The sequence below is a fragment of the Clostridium sp. genome, from assembly GCF_016650035.1.
Lineage (GTDB): Bacteria > Bacillota > Clostridia > Clostridiales > Clostridiaceae > Clostridium_AD.
Genome location: NZ_JAENWM010000006.1, coordinates 1 through 20,592, shown reverse-complemented (window position 1 = coordinate 20,592; position 20,592 = coordinate 1). Strand labels below are relative to the sequence as shown.

Here is a 20,592-nt window from a genome sequence, read left to right as displayed (position 1 = left end):
ATATAAATTTCCAAAGCAAAATAAAAAACCCCATTAAAGGACATTATCAAGATTTTTAGTATTTTGATTCTATATAAATTAGCTCTACTGACCAATAATATTACCTTAAATTTTATTTAATATCAATATTGGTATTTATCATTTTATTAAAATAGGACTTATTTTAATAACATTAATTTTAAACATTTTGGTTATACTAGATTTAAAGTAAAAATTATAAAATAACAAGGAGGATTTGTAATGAAAGTAAAAGCGATATTAATAATATCAGCCCTATTAATTGTACTATCTGTTGGTTGTGCTAAAAACGCTGAGGTGATACCGGAAACACCAAATACACCGCCAACTACAACAACACCACCGGAAACAACCCCTGATGTTGTAACTACAGCTTCAATAGTAGATACTGAGGCTGCTTTTGAAAAAGCCATAAGTAACGAGGGTACATGGATTATTGCAATATTAAAGGACTTATCTTTTGATAAAGATCTTGTTGTCGATGGTGAGTATAAAAACGGTAAAAAAGATGATGCTGGTAAGGATATTATGCAACGTAAAGTCGCTCTCTACACTCAAGATGAAGATCATAACGTAACTGATAGATTCCTTTTGACTGCTCCAAAATTAACTTTTAGTAGCCCTATGGGAAGTATAGAACATGGAACTTTCAAAGGAGACCTTTATGTTACAGTAAGTGATTTTCAGTTAAAAGATGCTACAATTGACGGTAATATATATTTCACTACAGATGAAGCAAAATCCACTTTCAAAATGGATGCTACAAGTAAAGTTACAGGAGTTCAGGAAATGGCAAAATAATATAGTATGAAATAAAAATCAGTTAACCAATGGATGGGTTAACTGATTTTTCATTTCCATATTATAAGATGCCACTTGCCACGTGGGTGGCACCTTATTGGTATATACAACATGTTAACTATATGTTATACTAAAATAGAACTAATTTTGTTCCTAGGAGGAAGTTTATATGCGTATAGTTTCAAAAGTTAACCCTCTACCTTTATATTATCAGCTTAAAGAGATTTTACAAGAAATGATTGAAAATGAAGAATTAAAGCCTGGCGATATGATCCCAGCCGAAAGAGAATTATGTGAAATCCAATGTGTAAGTAGAATGACTGTTAATAAAGCTATTATGTACCTTGTTAATGAAGGCATTATATATAGAGAGCAAGGCAAAGGTACTTTTGTATCAGCCCCTAAAGAAAAACAACAAATTTCTAAATTAAAAGGCTTTACTGAAGAAATGGAGGATAAAGGGCTTAAATCTCAAACTAAAATTCTTTCTTTTAAATTAAAATCGGCCACAAAACAGATTAAAACAATATTAGAAATTGAAAATATGTCGACGCAATTAATAGAGATTAAAAGATTACGGCTAAGTAATGATGAACCACTGGCAATTGAAACTGTGTGGCTTCCACATCATCTTTTTAATGATATAACAACAGCTATGATAGAAGGTAAATCTCTTTACTCTATTTTCAGAGAAAATTATGGCATAAATCCAATAAAGGCAAGACAGACAATAGAACCAATTATTCTAAGCGAATATGAGTGCAACCTTTTAAATCAAAAACCACACTCAATAGCCCTTATGTTTAAAAGAACTACTTACACTCAAGATGGAACACCTATAGAATATACTAATTCAATTTATAGAAGCGATAGATATAAATATGAGATTATTTTGGAATAAGAGAAAATTTATGAATCTAATATAAAAGACTCTGAAATTATGGAGGGGAGATAAAATTGAAAATTATAATTAACGGAAAAATTCTTATTAAGGATGAGGTAGTTTACGAAAAATCACTATTGTTCGATGAAAAAATATTAGAATTTGTTGAAGCTGAAGATTTAGAAAAGCTGCTTCCCAGATGTGATGAAATTATTGATGCAAAAGGAAATTTCGTATCCCCAGGCTTTATTGATATTCACGTGCATGGCTCCGGTGGATATGATGTTATGGACGGAACCGAGGAGGCTCTGAGTGTTATAAGCAGCGTGCTTGCCCAAAATGGAGTTACAGGTTTTCTTCCAACTACTATGACTATGAGCGAAGAAAAGATATATGCTGCTCTTGACAATATACGTATCCAAATGAAAAAGAAAATAAATGGATCTAAAATTCTTGGAGCACATATGGAAGGTCCTTTCATAAATAAAAAGTATAAGGGTGCTCAAAAGGAAGATTTTATTATTAAGCCTAATTTTAAATTTATTGAAGACTATATTGATGTTATAAAACTCATAACCCTAGCCCCTGAAGAGGATGATAATTTTGATTTTATTAAAGAGATTGTGAAAAGAACAAACATAATACTTTCAATAGGACACTCTAATGCGGATTATGAAGAAACAATGGAAGCCATAAAATGTGGAATTAGCCACGCAACTCATACTTTCAACGCAATGACCCCATTAAATCATAGGAAACCTGGTATTGTAGGTGCAATTTTAAATAGCGATATATATTGTGAACTAATAGCAGATGGTATTCATGTTCATCCTGCAATATTTAATATATTAAAAAAACTAAAAGGCACAGACAGAATAATTTTAATTACTGATTCAATGAGGGCAGGTTGTTTAAAAGATGGTGTTTCTGAACTTGGAGGCCAGAAAGTGATAGTTAAAAATAACTCTGCAAGACTAGAAGACGGAACCTTAGCAGGAAGTATTCTAAAACTTAATGAAGGCGTTAAGAATTTCATGAATAATAGTGATATAGATATCTGTGAAGCAATCAGTTTAGTATCCATTAATCCTGCTAGAGAGCTTGGCCTAGATAAGGTAAAAGGAAGCCTTGAGGTAGGAAAGTATGCTGATATAGTAATTTTAGATAGTAATTTCAATGTTCAGCAAACCATAGTAGAAGGTAATACAGTTTTTAAATCAAACGAAATGAAGAGGTGCTTATAATGAGAATTATTGTAGTAGACAATTACGAGGAAATGAGCTGGAAAGCTGCTAGCTTAGTTAGCAGTCAAATGATTTTAAAACCAAATACCATTCTTGGATTAGCAACAGGGGACACTCCCCTTGGAATGTATAGTGAGCTTATAAAGCTATATAATAAAAAGGAAATTGATTTTAGAGAAGTAAAATCTTTTAACTTAGATGAGTATTACGGAATAGATGAAAATAATAGCCAAAGCTATTACTATTATATGATGAACAATTTCTTTAAACATATTAATATTCCACATGAAAATATCAATGTTCCTAATGGAGATGCTGAGAATACTTACGAAGAATGTTTAAGATATGAAAATAAAATAAAAAAATCTGGTGGCATTGACATTCAAGTTCTTGGAATAGGAGTTAATGGACACATAGGCTTTAATGAGCCGGATGTTAATTTTGAAGCTGAAACTCACCTTGTTAATTTAGATGAAACTACTATAGAATCAAATTCTAGATTATTTGAGCGGATAGAGGATGTTCCTACTAAGGCCATCAGTATGGGAATAAAAACTATAATGTATTCAAAGAGAATTGTGCTGCTAGCAAGTGGACTGTCAAAAGCTGATGCTATTTATAAAACTATAAATGGTAAAATCAATCCTGAAACTCCTGCATCTATCCTTCAGCTACATCAAGATGTAACCGTGATTTTAGATAAAGATGCTGCCAGTAAATTATAAAAAGAAAGTGGTTTATAATCCTCAGAGTGTGAGGATTTTGAACCACTTTTTTTTAAATCTTCTTAATCATTCAAAAGAGTAAAAGCTATTGCACCTTAGCAATAGCTTTTACTCTTTAATTTATAGTAATTTTTTTGGCAACACAAAATTTGGAGCTGAAAAAGGGGATCGAACCCTCGACCTACGCGTTACGAGTGCGTTACTCTACCAACTGAGCTATTTCAGCATATTATATTTCTTAACTTGTTAAGTATATACCATATGCTACCTATATTTCAAGGTAAATTTGCAGATAAATAAAAATAAAGAATGTACTGCAATCTAATTCGTACATTCTTTATCTAAATCATATCACTTTATTCAGTAACTGGGAACCAACCCGGTGTATTCATTATTGCATTCCAAAGTGGCTCTGGTATATTTAATAATTTACCATTACTTTTACTTATAGTAGTACGTATTTCGGAAGTTTTCCCTTGTTGAACTTTGCTTACCCACTCTGGTTCCATGATTATTTCTCTACCTAGGGATATAAATTCCGCACCACTATCTAGTGCCTTAATAGCATCTTCCGGTGTATGAATAGACCCCACTCCAATGAAAGGCACCCTACCATGAATTTGGTCTAGTATTTTACATATGATAGGTTTTGTATTTGTTATATCTCTCATTGAGCTTTGCCAAAAATCCATTATAGAAATATGCAAGTAACTAAGGTTCTGATTTGCTAATACATCTAGAAATAAAAGTGTATCTTCTAAAGTTATACCTGGTTTTTCAATCTCCTCTGGTGAAAAACGATAACCCACTATAAAGTTTTCATCGGCTTTTTCACTTACTACTTTTTTAACTTCTGCGATAACAGAAAGCGGGAAATTCATTCTTTTTTCTATATTCCCTCCCCAATTATCAGTCCTACGGTTTGAGTGAGGAGAAAAGAATTGTTGCAGTAAATATGTGTTAGCACCATGAATTTCTACACCATCAAACCCAGCATCTATAGCTAATTTTGCTGTTTCACCAAATGCTTTAATAGTACCCTTAATTTCTTCTTCCGTCATTTCTCTAGGTATCATTGCCCCTGACCTTTCCGGTGCTACTGCACTTGCACTAATTGTTTGTTCACCTGGTATATCAGAAGGAATTGCCATTCTACCTCCATGAAATATTTGTAAAATGGCTAAAGCGCCTTCATCCTTTATGGTTTTGGCTAACCTTCTTAGCCCTGGTAAAAAGCTGTCATCATAGGCAGCAAACTGCCCTGGAAAACCCTTTCCTGATAGACTAACATATGTTGCTGCCGTAATCACCATGCCTACACCTTTCGACCTTGCCTTATAATAACTCAATTCCGCCTCAGATACCGTTCCGTCAGTATTCGCAGAAAAAGTAGTCATAGGTGCCATAACTAAAGAATTTTTTACATTTATTCCAGAACCTAATACACTAGATTTAAGTAACTTTTCTATTTTCAATTTAATCTCTTCCTTTCAAAATGTTTCATTTCACTTTATTACATAATACTATACATTCATAACTTTGTAAATAATAATTATTATTATTTAATATTAATTTTTTAGCATTTGATAATATCTTTACGTAAGTTATCTCTCCATATATATCACTTATATTAAGTTAAAAGTTCCCTTACTATCCTCCACAGTCATGTTCTGTATAAAGTATCCTCCTTTTTCATACTTATAAGAATTCCTCTCATAGGAATGTATATATGGTATTAACTTATATCTAAGTAGCATAGCTTTTTTCAATCCAGCTTCTGCAACTGGTCCAGAAGACCATGCCTGTCTTTAATAACCCTGACTTAATATATTTTTCCGCAAAAAAAAGCTGCTAATTTAACGGCTTCTTTTTTCAAATTTTAAATTAAGTAACACCTTTTTATTGTAAATCTCACTTCGAGTAATTATTAATCAGTTTTATAATTGGAGTTGCTAATTTAAGTAAATCAATACTGCTACTTTCACTACATATTTTGTCAACCAAATCACCCATGATTTTGCTATCTAAATTCTTAACTGCAGAATCGAATTTATCATCAGTTAGATTCTCTAAAAATCTTCTTAGTGTGAGAGAATGATTATAATTTTCAAATAGTGGTTTAGTAAGTTTCTCATAATCTCCTTGTTTGCAAATATCAAGCGCCGAATATATCCCTGTTAAAATTGATGTATATTGGCCAAACCCCAGACCTGGAGAAATAGCACCAAAACAATTACCAACGAAATAAGTATTATCAATTATAGGTTTATCACATATTCCCATCATATATCTTGTAATTTCAAAGTTATCAGTTATCACAAGGTTTTGCTCTAACTTTACACATGCTAAATTATAAAATTGTTGCCACATATCATTTATATCTAATTTTATATTGTCAGGATAATCTGGATAAGCAATAACTAAATTTGCTTCACTTTCAGAAAAAGGTATGAGCCAAGCATAACCTTTGGGTAATATATCATAATTAAACCATACATGAGGATTACTTGTTACAAATTCCCCTTGAACAGTGGCTCCCTTTATAGTACAAGTAAGGTCACACCTATAATTACCTAAATCAGACGCATATTGTCCATCTCCAGTTGCCAAAACGACATAATCAAAATCTTTACATAACTTTTCGTATTCGTAAGTTGAATTAAAATTTATTTTAGATTTTACTTGTTTCTCTAGTTGACACTCATATGAGTCTTGATGTCTGCCTCTTACATTTGTATATCCAATCTTCCCATTAATACAACCAATTTCATTTTGAGAATGTACAAATAATTTATCAACTTCAACTATAGGTTTTAAATTTATATGATAATTGTTTGCTATGTAAGGTACCCAGTCTTTATTAGGTCTATTAAGGATACTAAACATTGCTTCTGCATTAATAAATCGATCTCCTACACAAGCTCTTTTTTCAAAAATTGTTGGTGTAATTCCATATCTCTCAAGGGTTATCGCTGAGCAAAGTCCAGACATTCCAGCTCCCATTATAGCTACTTCCATATGAAAACCTCCTATAGCATATAGTGTATGTTTTAGAGAGATTTCTATGCATTGGTATTTAGCACGAAAATATACAATTAAAAAATTCACTAAAATAAATTTAAATTACTCAGCCCAATCCTGAGATCTACCAACTGCTTTATGCCATCCTTTAAGCAATCCCTGTCTTCTATCTGATTCCATATTAGCCACAAAAGATCTTGATAGATCCCAATTACTGCATATATCTTCTTTATCCTTCCAATAACCTACAGCGAGGCCTGCTAGATAAGCTGCTCCAAGTGCGGTAGTCTCAATTATTTCTGGTCTATCAACTTGTACGCCTAGTATGTCTGCTTGAAATTGCATTAAAAAATTATTTGCACAAGCCCCACCATCAACCTTTAGAGCTTTAAGTTCTATTCCAGAATCTTCTTGCATTGCTTTTAGAATGTCATTAGTCTGATAGGCTATAGCTTCTAAAGTTGCACGAATAATATGTTCTTTTTTTGTTCCTCTTGTTAGTCCTACAATTGCACCCCTTGCGTATGGATCCCAGTATGGCGCCCCCAGCCCTACAAAAGCAGGAACCACATACACTCCACTAGTGTCTTCAACTGCTGTTGCATATTTCTCAGATTCAGCAGCATTATCTATCATTCGTAGTTCATCTCTTAACCATTGAATTGCAGCACCAGCAATAAATACACTTCCTTCAAGTGCGTATTCAATCTTTCCAAAAGCTCCCCAAGCAATGGTAGTTAATAATCCATTTCTTGATTCTAAAGCCTGTTCCCCTGTGTTCATTAGGAGAAAGGCTCCAGTTCCATAAGTGTTTTTAGTATCTCCAGGTTCATAACAACATTGACCAAATAATGCCGCTTGCTGATCCCCAGCATCTCCTGATATTGGTATTTCTGCTCCAAACAATGAACTGTCTGTTTTACCATAAACATAACTTGAAGGTTTAACATCTGGTAACATTGATAGAGGTATGTTTAATTCTTCTAATATATCTTGATCCCATTTTAATTCATGAATATTAAATAGCATTGTTCTTGAGGCATTTGAATAATCAGTAACGTACGTTTTCCCTTTAGTTAGATTCCAAATTAACCAAGTGTCTACAGTTCCAAACAATAGATATCCCTTTTCAGCTTTTTCTCTTGTTCCCTCTACATTGTCAAGAATCCATTTGATTTTTGTTCCTGAAAAATAAGCATCCAGCGCTAATCCAGTCTTTTGTTTTACAACAACATCAAAACCTTTTTCTTTCAGTTCGTCACACATATTTGCTGTTCTTCTACATTGCCATACTATAGCGTTATAAACAGGTACACCATTTCTTTTATCCCATACAACTGTGGTTTCTCTTTGATTTGTTACTCCGATAGCTGCGATGTCTGAAGCCTGTGCACCCACTTTTGCCATAGCTTCAATTGCAACAGAGAATTGCGTAGACCATATATCTATTGGATTATGTTCTACCCATCCTCCACTTGGATAAATTTGACTAATATCCTTTTGTGCAATACTCTCAATAAGCCCCCTCTTATTGAATAAAATACATCTTGAACTGGTTGTCCCTTGGTCTAGTGCCATTATATACTTTGCCATTTTAATATCCTCCCAGTTTTTATTGTAATTGATTTCTTAATATATATAAAAAATACCGAGCAAAATAAAGTATAAAACTTTAAAATTCACTCGGCTCTCATTTTTCTAGCCTAAATTTATCTATTTAACTCCCACAGTTCAGATGCCGTTGTAGATCCCACTATAGCACATGAACTTGTGGATACCATATCTTAATTATCACATTTTATAATGATATAGTCAATAATTTGTTTAAATAGTCATTTAAGTTATATTTTTCTATATGTCACTAATCTGATAGCTAATAACATGTCACTTTATTTTAATACTGATAATATTAACAAAAAAAAGGAATAGAAGATACTGGGCCTAAGCACTACCTTCTATTCATATATTTTACACTATTTTATTTTGTAAGCCCAGTCCTCTCATTAAACTTAATAATGAGTTCATCCAGTTCCGGTCCCATCTGATGTAATTTGCCCCAATAATTATCATAATCATACCATTGTGCATTTAATTCATCCATATCGTACTTTTGTTGTTCAATCCAAGTGTAGTACTTAAGGTTGTGAATTCGTTTTTTACCTTGGTATGTTAACTCTTCCATACTATCTGTTCTAAGACCTAAAACACTTCTGTTATGATCTACGGCAGCGTCTACTCCAGTATATTCTCTTCCTCTTTCTGTTTTCATTTCTTCTAGTCTTGATCCATACATTTCTGCAGAATCTGTAAGAACAGTCATAATCATATCATTTTCTGTTAACTCATAGTATTTAGCAAATTTAATGCTGGTTAATATATTCGCAGCACCAGATATACCAACATATGCAAGTTTTTGTATTAATTCTTCTGAAACTCCCTGTTCTTTTAGATATGCTTGACCAGCTGGTTCATTAAAGAGCCTAAACATTGCCAAAGCATCATTATCATCAATAGCAACAACCATATCTGTATTTTTTACATTATGAATCCAAGGAATATGTTTATCACCTATACCTTCAATTCTATGATCACCAAAACCATTATTAAGAAGTGTTGGGCATTGAAGTGCTTCACCAACCGCAATTTTAGCATGTGGGTATTGATCTTTTAGAAAATCTGCACATCCAAGTGTACCTGCAGAACCTGATGTTAAGCATACACCAGCAAGTTTGCCCTTTGGACCAGCTTCAGCTTTAACAATGTCGTTCATAGCATTACCAGTTACTTCATAATGCCATAAATGATTACCAAGCTCTCCAAATTGGTTAAATATTACAACATTATCTCTAGTTTCTTTTAGTTCCCATGTTTTATCATAAATCTCTTTTACATTACTTTCACAACCAGGAGTTGCAATAACTTCTCCTGCTACTTGTTTTAGCCAGTCAAAACGCTCTTTACTCATGTTCTCAGGCAATATAGCAACAGCTTTGCATCCAAGCAATGCAGAGTTGTATGCACCACCACGGCAGTAATTACCTGTTGATGGCCAAACTGCTTCATGGAATGTAGGATCAAATTGACCTGTAACTAAGCGTGGAACTAGGCAAGCAAAACTTGCTCCAACCTTATGACATCCAACCGGAAAATACTTTCCAACCATTGCAAAAATCCTTGCCTTAACACCTGATATTTCGGAAGGAATTTCTATGTAGTTTGGTAGTTCATTGTATAATCCGCCAGTCTTTACTGGTTGATTTTTCCATGAAATTCTAAACAAATTAACGGGATCAATATCCCACAAACCAGTTGTTTTTAATTTTTCTTTTATTTCTTCAGGTATCTTGCTTGGGTCCTTCATTTGAGCTATTGTTGGAATAATAACATTTCTTTCTTTAGCACTCTCTACAGTTTTTTTAAGTTGCTGCTCATTGATTGTTAGATCTATTAATTTATGCACTTAAAACCCTCCTCTGAGTATATATTATTTTTTTTACCTTCTTCGTCGACATTATTTCCTTTTTAATAATATAAAGCAATAATCATGCCAATTTTCTACAAAATCAAAATAGCTGATATCAATGGTTTTCTATTATATGTTTTTTTAAAAGATACAAGAAAAATATCATAATGATAATTTTTATCATTATGATAATGACGTATTATCTGAATTTTCTACTATTTAGCCTGTCTACGAATAACAATTTATCATTTTGATAAATTATATTCTTCAATTTTCCTATACAAAGTAGCTATACCTATTCCAAGTCTCTTTGCTGCTATTTTTTTTCCCTCAGTAGTTGTTCCATATTTTTCTATGGCATTTTCTATTGCTCTTTTTTCTAGTGACTTTAGTGTAAATATCTCATGTTCATTGTTGAAAATATCAATTTCATTATGAAAAATATTTTCAGGTAAAATTTCTCTTTTAATAATTCCATTCGTCCCAACCATATTAACAATATATTCCACGGTATTCTCTAATTCCCTTATATTCCCCGGCCATTTATAGTTGTAAAGTATTTGTTCTGTATCATCCGCCAATTTCATATTCAAAAAATTCTTATTAAATAGATTGCAATACTTCTCTATGAAAGCTTCTATAAGTAGTTTTATATCTTCCTTTCTTTCTCTTAAAGGAGGTATTTCAAGAGGTATTACATTTAATCTATAGTATAAGTCCTCTCTGAATTTATTTTCCTTTATTGCTTTTACTAAATCTTTGTTTGTTGTTGCAACTACCCTAACATCAATATCAATTGTCTTATTTGATCCTATTCTTGTAATGCATCTCTCTTGCAAAACTCTTAAAAGTTTAGTCTGAAGGTAGAGCGGCATATCCCCTATTTCATCTAAGAGTATTGTCCCTTTATTAGCAAATTCAAACTTACCTATCTTACCCATAGGATCTGCACCTGTAAAAGCTCCCTTTGCATATCCAAAAAGTTCACTTTCAAGAAGCATATCTGGTATAGCTCCACAATTTATAGCGATAAAAGGCTTATCATTTCTGTTACTTTCATTATGTATAGCTCTTGCAAACATCTCTTTTCCAGTACCACTTTCTCCAGTTATTAGTACCGTAGAGGTTGAGATAGCAATTTTCTTTACATTTTGTTTTAATTTTTGAACTTGTTTTGATTTACCCAAAATATCCTTACTTTTTATAACTTTATTAATAGTAGTAAAATTTGATAATTTCTCTTTAAACTTTTTCGCGTCTTGGAAAAAAATCATCCTATCATATTGTTCCTCATTAAATTCTATATTATGTATGCTTCCAACAACAAAGAAAATTTCTTTATCAACCATTAATTTGTATTCCTGAAGATCAAATACATTGTCACTGCTTATTGTGATTTTTACTTTGTGATTCCTAAAATCACCGCTTAAATTTAGTTCCTTAAGACCCTTTTCATTTATATGGGTAATACAGTTACTCTTGTTTAGTATAATTACGCCTTGCTCTGTTTTATCAACAACAAAATTCAGAAGCTGTAGTAAGGTTTGCGTTTTCATTATTTCTCTTTTTTCATTTGCAGTACTGCTTATAAACTCAGAAATTTGTTGTAGGAAAGTCATATATACATCAAAGCTTGCCAGTAGATGTTCCTTCTGATTGTTGTTAATGCATATTAACCCAATAACTCCTATAGTCTCCTCATTCAATTTTATAGGGGTACTCATTTCTAATTTTTCTCCACATAATCCTCTCTTGGGGCAAGGTATACAAATTTTATCTTTCCCCGGTTCATATATAATTTGAGACTTTCCAGATTTCATAACTTTTTTATAAACATATCCTTCTTCTGATATATCTACATCTATCTTATCTTTATAAATACCCGTACCTGCTATTCTAGTCAAATTATCATCTACTATTTCCACTTCTACTTGAAGAATTTGGGATATAATATTCGCATATTTAATTACTGCTTCCTGTATGTCTTTTAATATTGAATTCAATTTTTATTCCCCCATCCCCAAATAATAATTTAAAGTTATTATATTAATATTAAACTTTCACCTTATTTAAGTAAAGATATTTTAATAAATATTCACGAAGTCGCGGTTTTAATAAAAAAATACAACTGTGCACCGTCACGTCTTCCTATTAACTCCCTCATAAGTAATTTTCTAATTAAATCTTGAATTTTTTTATAATATATTGCTTTTATGAAGGATTATTTAATGTTATGTAGAATCAAACAAAAGATAACAATATGATAGATAAGAAACTTGTCGCTATCAAGTATGACCTCTATAACACAAATTAATGATATACAAGGAGATGATTCATATGAAGAATAAATCTAAGCTACTATTAGGTATAATTATTTTAGTTAGTTTTATGGTTGTTGGATGTACAAAGAAACCTGAACCTATTGTTACTCCAAGTAAGCCGGAAGCTGTTGAAACAAAAGTTCCTGTTCCCGCACCTGTGGAAGCCCCACAAAAATACTATTCTCCCTATACAGGTGAAGTGGTAGAAAAAGAATCATTAGATAACATAGCTGTACTTGCCATAGTAGAAAACTTAGTAGCTGCAAGACCTCAATCAGGTTTAAATGCTGCAGATATTGTTTATGAAACTGTGGCTGAAGGTGGCATACCTAGATTCATTGCATTATTCTAAAAGAGCGATGCTGAAAAGATTGGACCCATTAGAAGTGCAAGGCCTTATTTCTTAGATATTGCCGCAGAATATAACCTTCCCTTTGCTCATTGTGGCGGTAGTGCAGAGGCTCTTGCTAGAGTGAAAAATGAGAACTTAATGAGTATGAATGAGTTCGCCTATGGTTCTACTTATTGGAGGGATAAAGTAAGGAAAGCTCCTCATAACCTTTATACCTCTACTGAGAAATTAAGAGCACTTATTAAAACAAAGGATTATGTTAAAGCGCCCACTGTAAAGTTGAATTTTGATAAAAACTATTGGGATAGTGATGAATTTTTGCCAGCTACAGATATATTTTTAAAAATAAGTAAAACCTACAGCACTAGATACACATATAAAGATGGACTTTATCTTAAAAGCATGGATGAAAAGTCTGCTGTTAATAAAGAAGATAATCTCCCCCTAACAACTAAAAATATAGTGGTACAATTCACTTCCATCAAACTACAATCAGATGGACTTCATTTAGACATTGCTATTGTAGGTAGTGGAGATGGCTATGTTATTAGCAATGGCAAGTTTGTTAAAATGCATTGGCGTAAAAAGAATGCCACTTCACAAACCCTTTTAACTGATGAAGCAGGTAATGAATTACCATTGAATCCTGGGAACACTTGGTGGAACATTGTAGATAAAAGTACTGTTGTCAATATTAAATAATTCATATAATGTTAATAAAGTTACCCTATTGGATAATCAAAATTCTGAGGTAGATGCAAATTCCGGAGCAACCTTTACTTCCATAGGCATAATGAATGCAGTTAATGATGCTCTATCACAAGCGCTTTTGAATGTAACATTGCCAACCACTCAAGAGTTACCACAAAATCGTGGACACGGTAAGGGTGGTGGCGAAAGAAAAAGTCATTAAATAAACACCCTTATGCCTTTATGGAACCATACTTAAACAACAAAAAAGTTCTCTACTATAACAAGCTAATTTGTTATAGTAGAGAACTTTTTTACTGAAACCAGAAGAAATTTTATTGTAATTGTAACTTCATATTAGTGATTTCCTTATTGTAAATTATACTCTTAGCTTCATCATCAGTAATCAAACCATCTACAAGTAGTATATTATCAATATCAACCATCTTAAAAGCTTTAGTATGCTTATTATGTGCACCGCACACCTTAAGACTTAAATTCTTTTCTTCCTTATCACCAGTTTTGATTAAAAATAGTACATTCTCTTCTGAATCAGATATATCTTTAAAGGCATTAAAATCTTCATTTATTAATAAAGACTTAATTACGTCTTTTCTCAAATCTTTTTTTATAATTGCTATAGTATCATCATGTTTGATTATATATTCAGAAATAAAACATACTAATTCGTTTTCAGACTTAAATAATTGTGTGTTTGACATTTATATTGCCCCCTTGAATTAATAGAATAAAAATTTATTTGTATACATTGTACTGCATTTAAATTCATTAGTCAATGCTTTTTTGTAATATTTATTGAATATTTTTACGATTTAAATGCATCTGTAAAGCTTTGTTTATGGCTATTGTTTGATAATAAATGTTGTAAATTAGTCATATTTAGATTAATTTACAATAAAACTTTCGTGAATAAATATACATATCCATGTATATTTATTTCAGTTTTTTATATAACTGATACTATAGTAAATAACTTTATCGAACATAAAATAATAACCGATGAAGGATAAAAGCATCCCCAGCGGTTATTAATTAAATCTTATTCAATTCAGGTACAACATTTATAGGAACTTCGCCTGTAACTGCACTAACAAGGCTTTTTGCAGCTACCATGCACATATTATATCGTGTTTTCTCAGTAGCCGATCCTATATGTGGAATCGTAACTACATTCGGCATTTTAAGCAGAGGGTTACCTGAATTAATCGGCTCCGTTTCATAAACATCAAGCCCTGCTGCATATATTTTATTACTTTTTAGCGCTTCTATTAACGCCTTCTCATTAACCGTCTGACCTCTGGATGCATTTATAAATACTGCTGTATTTTTCATCTTATCAAACTCTTTAGTATCTATTAGATGATAGGTGTCCTCTGTAAGTGGAGTCATCAGTACGATAAAATCAGATTTTTGTAATAGAGAATCAAAATCACAATATTTTACCCCTAATCTTTTCTCAGTATCCTCTTTTCTGCTTCTATTATAATATAATACTTCCATGTCAAATCCAAACTTAGCTCTTTTAGCAACTGCTTCACCTATTCTACCCATGCCTATAATCCCTAAAGTAGTATGATGAACATCTAACCCAAATAAATTTTCATCGTCCCTAGGTGTCCATTTACCCTCCTTCACATATCTGTCTAATTCAACAATTCTTCTCGAAGCAGATAACATTAGCCCAAGTATTAAATCTGCCACAGTATCATCTAGTACGTAAGGCGTGTTTGTACCTATAATTTTTCTTTTCTTCATTGCTTCCAATTCAAAATTATTATAACCAACCGAAATATTGCTTACAACCTTTAACTTTGGAGCGTTCTTTAATAGTTCTTCATCAATTTTTATACCTGTTAAAATTACTCCATCTTTATCTTTAATCCTTTGAAGCAATATGTCTCTTGGTATTTTTTCATCAAAGTCCCACTTTTCATAGTTGCAGTACTTAGCGATATATTTTTCCACCTCTTCAGGTAGTTTCTCAGCAATATATATATTAGTTTTATTCATTTTTTGCCCCCTTATCCACTATAAATTCATTAATAACTTTAGCTACCCTCGCTATTTATTTACATGAATATTTTTAATAAACTACTTGCCAGTATTAGACATACAAATCATTTATAATCGGTATTCTAAATTTTTGCTATTCCTGTTTCTCTTGCTACTCTAGCTACTTCCGCTGCAACAGTTTTTGCTACCCGAGGGTCAAAAGCTCCTGGGATAATGTATTCATCATTTAATTCTTCATCTGTAATCAAGCTTGCTATTGCTATTGCTGCTGCAAGTTTCATATCTTCAGTTATATCTGTTGCTCTTACATCTAGTGCTCCTCTAAATATTCCTGGGAATATCAATACATTATTAATCTGATTTGGATAATCTGACCTTCCTGTTGCAATTACTCTTGCGCCACCTTTTTTAGCTTCTTCTGGCATTATTTCAGGTGATGGATTTGCCATTGCGAATATAATTGCATCACTATTCATAGTTCTAACCATATCTGCATTTACCATATTGGGTCCTGAAACTCCAATAAATACATCTTTTTCTTTTATTATTTCCATTAGTAACCCCTGCTCCATATTTCTATTAGTAACCTTTGCCATTTCTACTTGAGGTGGATTCATCCAATCAAGTCCCTCTGCAAGTGCACCTTTCTTATCACACATTACTATATTTTTAATACCATATGAAAGAAGAAGCTTACAAATTGATATTCCTGCTGAACCTGCACCATTTATAACTACTTTTGCAACATCAATGTCTTTTTTAACTACCTTTAGTGCATTAATAACTCCGGCTAGTACCACAATTGCAGTGCCATGTTGATCATCATGGAATACAGGTATATCTAATTCTTCTTTTAATCTTCTCTCAATTTCAAAACATCTTGGTGCGGATATATCCTCTAAGTTTATCCCTCCAAAAGTTGGGGCAAGATATTTTACTGTTTTTATAATCTCTTCAACATCTTTTGTATCAAGACATATTGGAAAAGCGTCAATATTTGCAAATTCCTTAAATAATGTTGCTTTCCCTTCCATAACTGGCATTGCAGCTAATGGTCCTATATCTCCAAGTCCAAGCACTGCCGTTCCATCAGAAATTACCGCTACAAGATTTCCTTTAGCTGTATATTTATAGACATCTTCACTATTTTTATAAATTTTCCTACAAGGTTCAGCAACCCCTGGTGTGTAGGCAGTACTTAACTGATCTCTGTTTTTCACAGAAACTTTAGATACTATACTAATCATACCTTTATTTTCTTCATGCATTTTTAGACTAAGTTCATCGTAATTCATTATAAAATATACCTCCTTGCATTTAATTTAAATCCATCTATCTGCTCAAGATAATACTTATTAAAACTCTGATCATCTATACCACCGATATCCTTTACACCTACCATTATATAATAACACAGGAGTCATGTCTATTTATTAAGGTTTCCCTTATTTTACGACTCTATAATTACTAATATAATGATAAACACAATAAGTGGCTATGATAGTTAGTAACCAAGTATGTATTTTCTCATAATCTAATACTATAACAATGCTAATTGGAGAAGCACATGATTAATTTAACACTAACCCCTCTTCACTATATATATCTAATCTTCATTCTTATAATAATATTCGCCATGATAAAGAAGAAGGATATATCTCTTATATGTATATTAGGTATTTTTCTCCTAGGTCTTTTTGGTACAGGTTCTATCTACAGATCTACCATGGGTGTATTTAATAGCTTTGTTTATGCAACAAAAGAGCTAATGCCTACCATCTTTATAATATCCATCATAACTGCTATGAGCAACACTCTTATGGATTCTGGAATAAATGATGAACTAGTGTCCCCTTTTAAAGGCATCATTAAAAATTATTGGATAGCTTATTGGGTTATCGGCATCTTTATGATGATTTTATCTTGGTTTTTCTGGCCATCCCCAGCAGTAGCACTTGTGGGAGCATTATTCTTACCGATTGCCATAAAAGCAGGGTTACCAGCCATGGGTGTGGCCATTTCAATGAACTTATTTGGACACGGCATAGCTCTGTCAAGTGATTATATAATTCAGGCTGCACCTAAACTTACTGCAGATGGGGCTGGCATACCTATTGCGAGTGTTATATCTGCAAGTATTCCACTTGTAATCACAATGGGCATAGTTACAACTACCGCAGCCTTTTATTTTCTTAGAGCGGATATTAAGAAAGGACTACTATCCGTTGAATTTAAAACAGAGGAAACTACAAGTAGTTTACCTGAAAGAGTGCTTATTTCTTCCAAAATTCTAAGAAAATTTTTGGCATTATTTATACTAGTGCTTTTCGCATTAGACATCTATATAATGTACACTGCAAAACTTCAAGGTGGTGATGCAACAGCTCTTATTGGAGGCACAGCTGTATTTATACTAAGTTTGGTTTCAATATTAACCTACAAGAATCACCCCTTAGAGAAAATTACTGATAATTTTGTTAAGGGTTTACAATTCGGTTTTAAGATATTCGGTATTGTTATCCCTATAGCTGCTTTCTTTTATTTAGGGGATTCAGCTTTCACTGATATTTTCGGAAAAATACTTCCTGAGGGTTCTAATGGAATTGTTAATGATTTAGGTGTTGCACTTGCAAACTTAGTCCCTCTTAGCTCAGCAGTAGCAGCCAGCACGCTTACAGTTGTGGGTGCAATTACGGGTCTGGATGGCTCAGGTTTCTCCGGCATATCCCTTGTTGGTTCAATTTCTAAGATCTTCGGTTCGGCTTTAGGTGCAGGAACCTCAACCCTTACGGCCCTGGGCCAAATAGCTGGAATTTGGGTAGGCGGTGGAACAATAATTCCTTGGGCAGTAATTCCTGTAGCAGCTATTTGTGGTGTTGATCCCTTTGAACTGGCTAAGAAAAACATTAAGCCAGTTGTCATAGGTTTAGTGATTACTACTATTGTAGCTATTTTCATTATGTAGTTTAGCTAGAAATAAATACAATAAAAACGGCTCGTGAATTGAGCCGTTTTTATTGTATTTAGGCCTTAAACTGAATTCACTTGCTATCAGTTACTGGATATCAACCTTATATTCTTTTCCACTACTCTTAACTACAATTTTCACATATACCTTGCTATCACCAATTGGAGGAGTAGTATAGTTTTGTTGTCCTCCTGAGCCTGAGCCCATGAGGTTTTTGTATTCTTTATCATCGATAAATATAGAAACATCGGTGGCATCATATCCTAGATCTGAAACCATATATAATTCTCCATAAGTGACACCACTTGTGAAGGTTCTCATTCTGATTTTTTCGCCTTCTTCTTGCAAATCTTTATCTATATGAATTATATTACTAAGGTATTTTATATCCTTTGTATCCTCAACCTTAAAACTAACCTCTTCCCCACTTGAGAGATAACAAACAATATACATTGGATCTATAAAGCTTTCACTTTTGTAAGATGTACCATAATCATTATATGAATACATAAATCTTTTACCAAGCCATAATCCTATTATTTCTCTTAAAGGCTCTTCATCCTGCAAGTTTTTCTTTACTTCCACAGCTACTAGCTTATCCCTGCCCTTTACACCAATGGTAAAATATAATTTATTTAAATCCATTAGTACATCATTAATTTTTATTTTGGTGTCACCGGAAGACTTTTCAACCTTCAAATTTAAAAAATATTTTTTATACTGTTTATCTACATATGGATTGTACCATCCCCCTCTTGCATTTATCATATAATTAAAACTAAATATAACAATAACTACTGCTACTATTTTAATTAATAGGATCTTGTGTTTATTTTTTCTAAAGTCTTCTATAAAAACCTTAATAAATTTATATACTAATGTAATAATTAATGCATAAAAAACTAAAATAGTAGCTAATCTTAATATTACCGAAAAAATTGTAGACATATCAGACCTCCTTTACTTAAACACTATTTTAATTTATGAATTCTAAACTTAACCTGCCATGTTCCATAAATATTTTTTTTCTTTTTAACATCATATTGCAATTCACTATCTTTTGTAGTTACAGTCATATTTCCAACTTCCATAGCAGTTATTCTAACTGTTAGACTACTTACATAAAACTTTAAGGGTTCTATCTCCATTATTGCTTTTATTTCACCATCCTTATTCACACTTTGGAGTGTCATTGCAGAACCCGTAGTAAAATATATTTTCCCAAGTACATCTTGCACCGTTATAGAATCTATGCCAAAAGGAGGCGTGGCATAATTTATTCCCTGACCCTTAGGTACCTTAACTGTAAATAATATTAATGTGCTGTCCTTCTTATTTATAATTGCATCTACAGTAAAAGTTATATCCTTCATAGTACTACTTTTCTCTATCATTTCACCATTATCATTGCTATAAATTGAAGCAATCTCTGGATCCAATTGCTTATACTTATCAAGAAGTGTACTTGATTTTATATACTGAGCAGCTACTGGTATACCACCTATTAATATAAATAACATACAGGCAGCTACAGCGTACCTTGAAAACTTTCTTAGTCCCCTTTTTTTTATGGAGTCCTTAACCTTTATTGACAGGCCATTTGGGATTTTAATTTCCTCAGTTAACTCTTTAAACTCTTCCATATCATTTATTAGTAGTTGCTTTAACTCTTCATATTCCTTTTTACATCTAGGGCAGTTATCAATATGCTCTTTTACCTCACTAGTTTTTTCAACACTTAATTCATCATAAATAAATTCATAGAGCCTATCCTTTGCTTCATCACAGAGCATTTTTATTCACCTCCATAAGCGCCTTTAACTTTTTAATTCCAAAATTCAATCTTGATTTTACCGTTCCAACTGGGATATCTAAGATAGTTGATACTTCCTCTAATTTGTAATCTCCAAAATACTTAAGTCTTATTACATCCAGAGCTGAAGCATGATTTTTTTTAAAAGCACTAATTTAACTTAAAATTATAAATTACTATTACTATTTGTGATTCGCAGATTTTTTTATATAATATTGCTGATAAAATAAGTTTCAATTCATTTTCATAGTTCACTTTT

At 32.4% G+C, this 20,592-nt stretch carries 18 protein-coding genes, 1 tRNA gene and 1 pseudogene; 8 read left to right on the top strand and 12 right to left on the bottom strand.

Annotated features, from left to right (window positions below):
- The first annotated feature begins 240 nt into the window (after positions 1-240).
- The 4 genes from JJD95_RS02465 (at position 241) to nagB (ending at position 3,671) form a co-directional block, all read left to right on the top strand.
- Positions 241-819 (top strand): hypothetical protein, encoded by a 579-nt coding sequence (locus JJD95_RS02465; protein WP_291640008.1) that lies wholly within the window; start codon positions 241-243, stop codon positions 817-819.
- 169 nt (positions 820-988) lie between these two features.
- Positions 989-1,720 (top strand): GntR family transcriptional regulator, encoded by a 732-nt coding sequence (locus JJD95_RS02460; protein ID WP_291640005.1) that lies wholly within the window; start codon positions 989-991, stop codon positions 1,718-1,720.
- Positions 1,721-1,776: 56 nt separating this feature from the next.
- The gene (nagA, locus tag JJD95_RS02455; protein WP_291640003.1) at positions 1,777-2,946 is read left to right on the top strand and encodes an N-acetylglucosamine-6-phosphate deacetylase; all 1,170 of its coding nucleotides are present in this window, start codon (positions 1,777-1,779) and stop codon (positions 2,944-2,946) included.
- Positions 2,946-3,671 carry a glucosamine-6-phosphate deaminase gene (gene nagB / locus JJD95_RS02450; RefSeq protein WP_291640001.1) on the top strand — a complete coding sequence of 242 codons (726 nt, stop codon included), beginning with the start codon at positions 2,946-2,948 and terminating at the stop codon, positions 3,669-3,671. The genes nagA and nagB overlap by 1 nt, the downstream gene beginning before the upstream one ends.
- Positions 3,672-3,821: 150 nt before the next feature.
- Here nagB and JJD95_RS02445 read toward each other — a convergent pair.
- From JJD95_RS02445 to JJD95_RS02420, 6 genes are all read right to left on the bottom strand, one after another.
- Positions 3,822-3,897, bottom strand: a tRNA-Thr gene (locus JJD95_RS02445).
- Between the two features lie 130 nt (positions 3,898-4,027).
- Positions 4,028-5,146, bottom strand: a complete 1,119-nt coding sequence (locus tag JJD95_RS02440; protein WP_291639999.1) for an NADH-dependent flavin oxidoreductase — start codon at positions 5,144-5,146, stop codon at positions 4,028-4,030.
- A 436-nt stretch (positions 5,147-5,582) separates the two neighbouring features.
- Positions 5,583-6,689, bottom strand: coding sequence for an NAD(P)/FAD-dependent oxidoreductase (locus JJD95_RS02435; protein WP_291639997.1), 1,107 nt, complete (start codon positions 6,687-6,689; stop codon positions 5,583-5,585).
- Between the two features lie 105 nt (positions 6,690-6,794).
- Positions 6,795-8,285 carry a glycerol kinase GlpK gene (gene glpK, locus JJD95_RS02430; RefSeq protein ID WP_291639995.1) on the bottom strand — a complete coding sequence of 497 codons (1,491 nt, stop codon included), beginning with the start codon at positions 8,283-8,285 and terminating at the stop codon, positions 6,795-6,797.
- 385 nt (positions 8,286-8,670) lie between these two features.
- Positions 8,671-10,152: a pyridoxal-phosphate dependent enzyme gene (locus JJD95_RS02425; protein ID WP_291639993.1), complete on the bottom strand. Its 1,482-nt coding sequence runs from the start codon at positions 10,150-10,152 to the stop codon at positions 8,671-8,673.
- Positions 10,153-10,400: 248 nt separating this feature from the next.
- Positions 10,401-12,158, bottom strand: a complete 1,758-nt coding sequence (locus tag JJD95_RS02420; protein WP_291639991.1) for a sigma 54-interacting transcriptional regulator — start codon at positions 12,156-12,158, stop codon at positions 10,401-10,403.
- A 310-nt stretch (positions 12,159-12,468) separates the two neighbouring features.
- Between JJD95_RS02420 and JJD95_RS02415 the strand changes: the two are divergent.
- The 3 genes and pseudogenes from JJD95_RS02415 to JJD95_RS02405 all read left to right on the top strand — a co-directional run.
- Positions 12,469-13,074 (top strand): annotated as a pseudogene (locus JJD95_RS02415) (DUF3048 domain-containing protein); the annotation flags it as partial.
- A 33-nt stretch (positions 13,075-13,107) separates the two neighbouring features.
- A complete protein-coding gene (locus JJD95_RS02410; RefSeq protein WP_291640119.1) occupies positions 13,108-13,530 on the top strand; it encodes a DUF3048 C-terminal domain-containing protein in 423 nt (140 codons plus the stop codon).
- 28 nt (positions 13,531-13,558) lie between these two features.
- Positions 13,559-13,741, top strand: a complete 183-nt coding sequence (locus tag JJD95_RS02405; RefSeq protein WP_291639988.1) for an FMN-binding protein — start codon at positions 13,559-13,561, stop codon at positions 13,739-13,741.
- Positions 13,742-13,853: 112 nt separating this feature from the next.
- On the opposite strand, the gene JJD95_RS02400 is transcribed toward JJD95_RS02405, so the two are convergent.
- The 3 genes from JJD95_RS02400 to JJD95_RS02390 all read right to left on the bottom strand — a co-directional run bounded on the left by JJD95_RS02400 (position 13,854) and on the right by JJD95_RS02390 (position 16,847).
- Positions 13,854-14,240 carry a hypothetical protein gene (locus tag JJD95_RS02400; protein WP_291639985.1) on the bottom strand — a complete coding sequence of 129 codons (387 nt, stop codon included), beginning with the start codon at positions 14,238-14,240 and terminating at the stop codon, positions 13,854-13,856.
- Between the two features lie 331 nt (positions 14,241-14,571).
- Complete coding sequence (locus tag JJD95_RS02395) at positions 14,572-15,549, bottom strand: D-glycerate dehydrogenase (protein WP_291639984.1); 978 nt, start codon at positions 15,547-15,549, stop codon at positions 14,572-14,574.
- 125 nt (positions 15,550-15,674) lie between these two features.
- Positions 15,675-16,847 carry a malic enzyme-like NAD(P)-binding protein gene (locus JJD95_RS02390; RefSeq protein WP_291639982.1) on the bottom strand — a complete coding sequence of 391 codons (1,173 nt, stop codon included), beginning with the start codon at positions 16,845-16,847 and terminating at the stop codon, positions 15,675-15,677.
- Between the two features lie 272 nt (positions 16,848-17,119).
- Here JJD95_RS02390 and JJD95_RS02385 point away from each other — a divergent pair, with 272 nt between their 5' ends.
- Positions 17,120-18,517 carry a hypothetical protein gene (locus tag JJD95_RS02385; protein ID WP_291639980.1) on the top strand — a complete coding sequence of 466 codons (1,398 nt, stop codon included), beginning with the start codon at positions 17,120-17,122 and terminating at the stop codon, positions 18,515-18,517.
- 90 nt (positions 18,518-18,607) lie between these two features.
- On the opposite strand, the gene JJD95_RS02380 is transcribed toward JJD95_RS02385, so the two are convergent.
- From JJD95_RS02380 to JJD95_RS02370, 3 genes are read right to left on the bottom strand one after another with little or no spacing between them, the layout of a single operon-like run.
- Positions 18,608-19,468 carry a hypothetical protein gene (locus JJD95_RS02380; protein WP_291639978.1) on the bottom strand — a complete coding sequence of 287 codons (861 nt, stop codon included), beginning with the start codon at positions 19,466-19,468 and terminating at the stop codon, positions 18,608-18,610.
- 23 nt (positions 19,469-19,491) lie between these two features.
- Positions 19,492-20,313, bottom strand: coding sequence for a DUF4179 domain-containing protein (locus JJD95_RS02375; protein ID WP_291639976.1), 822 nt, complete (start codon positions 20,311-20,313; stop codon positions 19,492-19,494).
- A complete protein-coding gene (locus tag JJD95_RS02370; protein WP_291640117.1) occupies positions 20,303-20,446 on the bottom strand; it encodes a sigma factor-like helix-turn-helix DNA-binding protein in 144 nt (47 codons plus the stop codon). Before JJD95_RS02370 ends, JJD95_RS02375 begins: the two co-directional genes overlap by 11 nt.
- Between the last annotated feature and the right edge of the window lie 146 nt (positions 20,447-20,592).

What these genes read in the sequence shown, in the direction of transcription:
- JJD95_RS02465 (WP_291640008.1), top strand. Translation starts at nt 241, where the DNA reads ATGAAAGTAAAAGCGATATTAATAATATCAGCCCTATTAATTGTACTA.
- JJD95_RS02460 (WP_291640005.1), top strand. Translation starts at nt 989, where the DNA reads ATGCGTATAGTTTCAAAAGTTAACCCTCTACCTTTATATTATCAGCTT.
- nagB (WP_291640001.1), top strand. Translation starts at nt 2,946, where the DNA reads ATGAGAATTATTGTAGTAGACAATTACGAGGAAATGAGCTGGAAAGCT.
- JJD95_RS02435 (WP_291639997.1), bottom strand. Translation starts at nt 6,689, where the DNA reads ATGGAAGTAGCTATAATGGGAGCTGGAATGTCTGGACTTTGCTCAGCG.
- glpK (WP_291639995.1), bottom strand. Translation starts at nt 8,285, where the DNA reads ATGGCAAAGTATATAATGGCACTAGACCAAGGGACAACCAGTTCAAGA.
- JJD95_RS02400 (WP_291639985.1), bottom strand. Translation starts at nt 14,240, where the DNA reads ATGTCAAACACACAATTATTTAAGTCTGAAAACGAATTAGTATGTTTT.
- JJD95_RS02395 (WP_291639984.1), bottom strand. Translation starts at nt 15,549, where the DNA reads ATGAATAAAACTAATATATATATTGCTGAGAAACTACCTGAAGAGGTG.
- JJD95_RS02390 (WP_291639982.1), bottom strand. Translation starts at nt 16,847, where the DNA reads ATGAATTACGATGAACTTAGTCTAAAAATGCATGAAGAAAATAAAGGT.
- JJD95_RS02385 (WP_291639980.1), top strand. Translation starts at nt 17,120, where the DNA reads ATGATTAATTTAACACTAACCCCTCTTCACTATATATATCTAATCTTC.
- JJD95_RS02380 (WP_291639978.1), bottom strand. Translation starts at nt 19,468, where the DNA reads ATGTCTACAATTTTTTCGGTAATATTAAGATTAGCTACTATTTTAGTT.
- JJD95_RS02375 (WP_291639976.1), bottom strand. Translation starts at nt 20,313, where the DNA reads ATGCTCTGTGATGAAGCAAAGGATAGGCTCTATGAATTTATTTATGAT.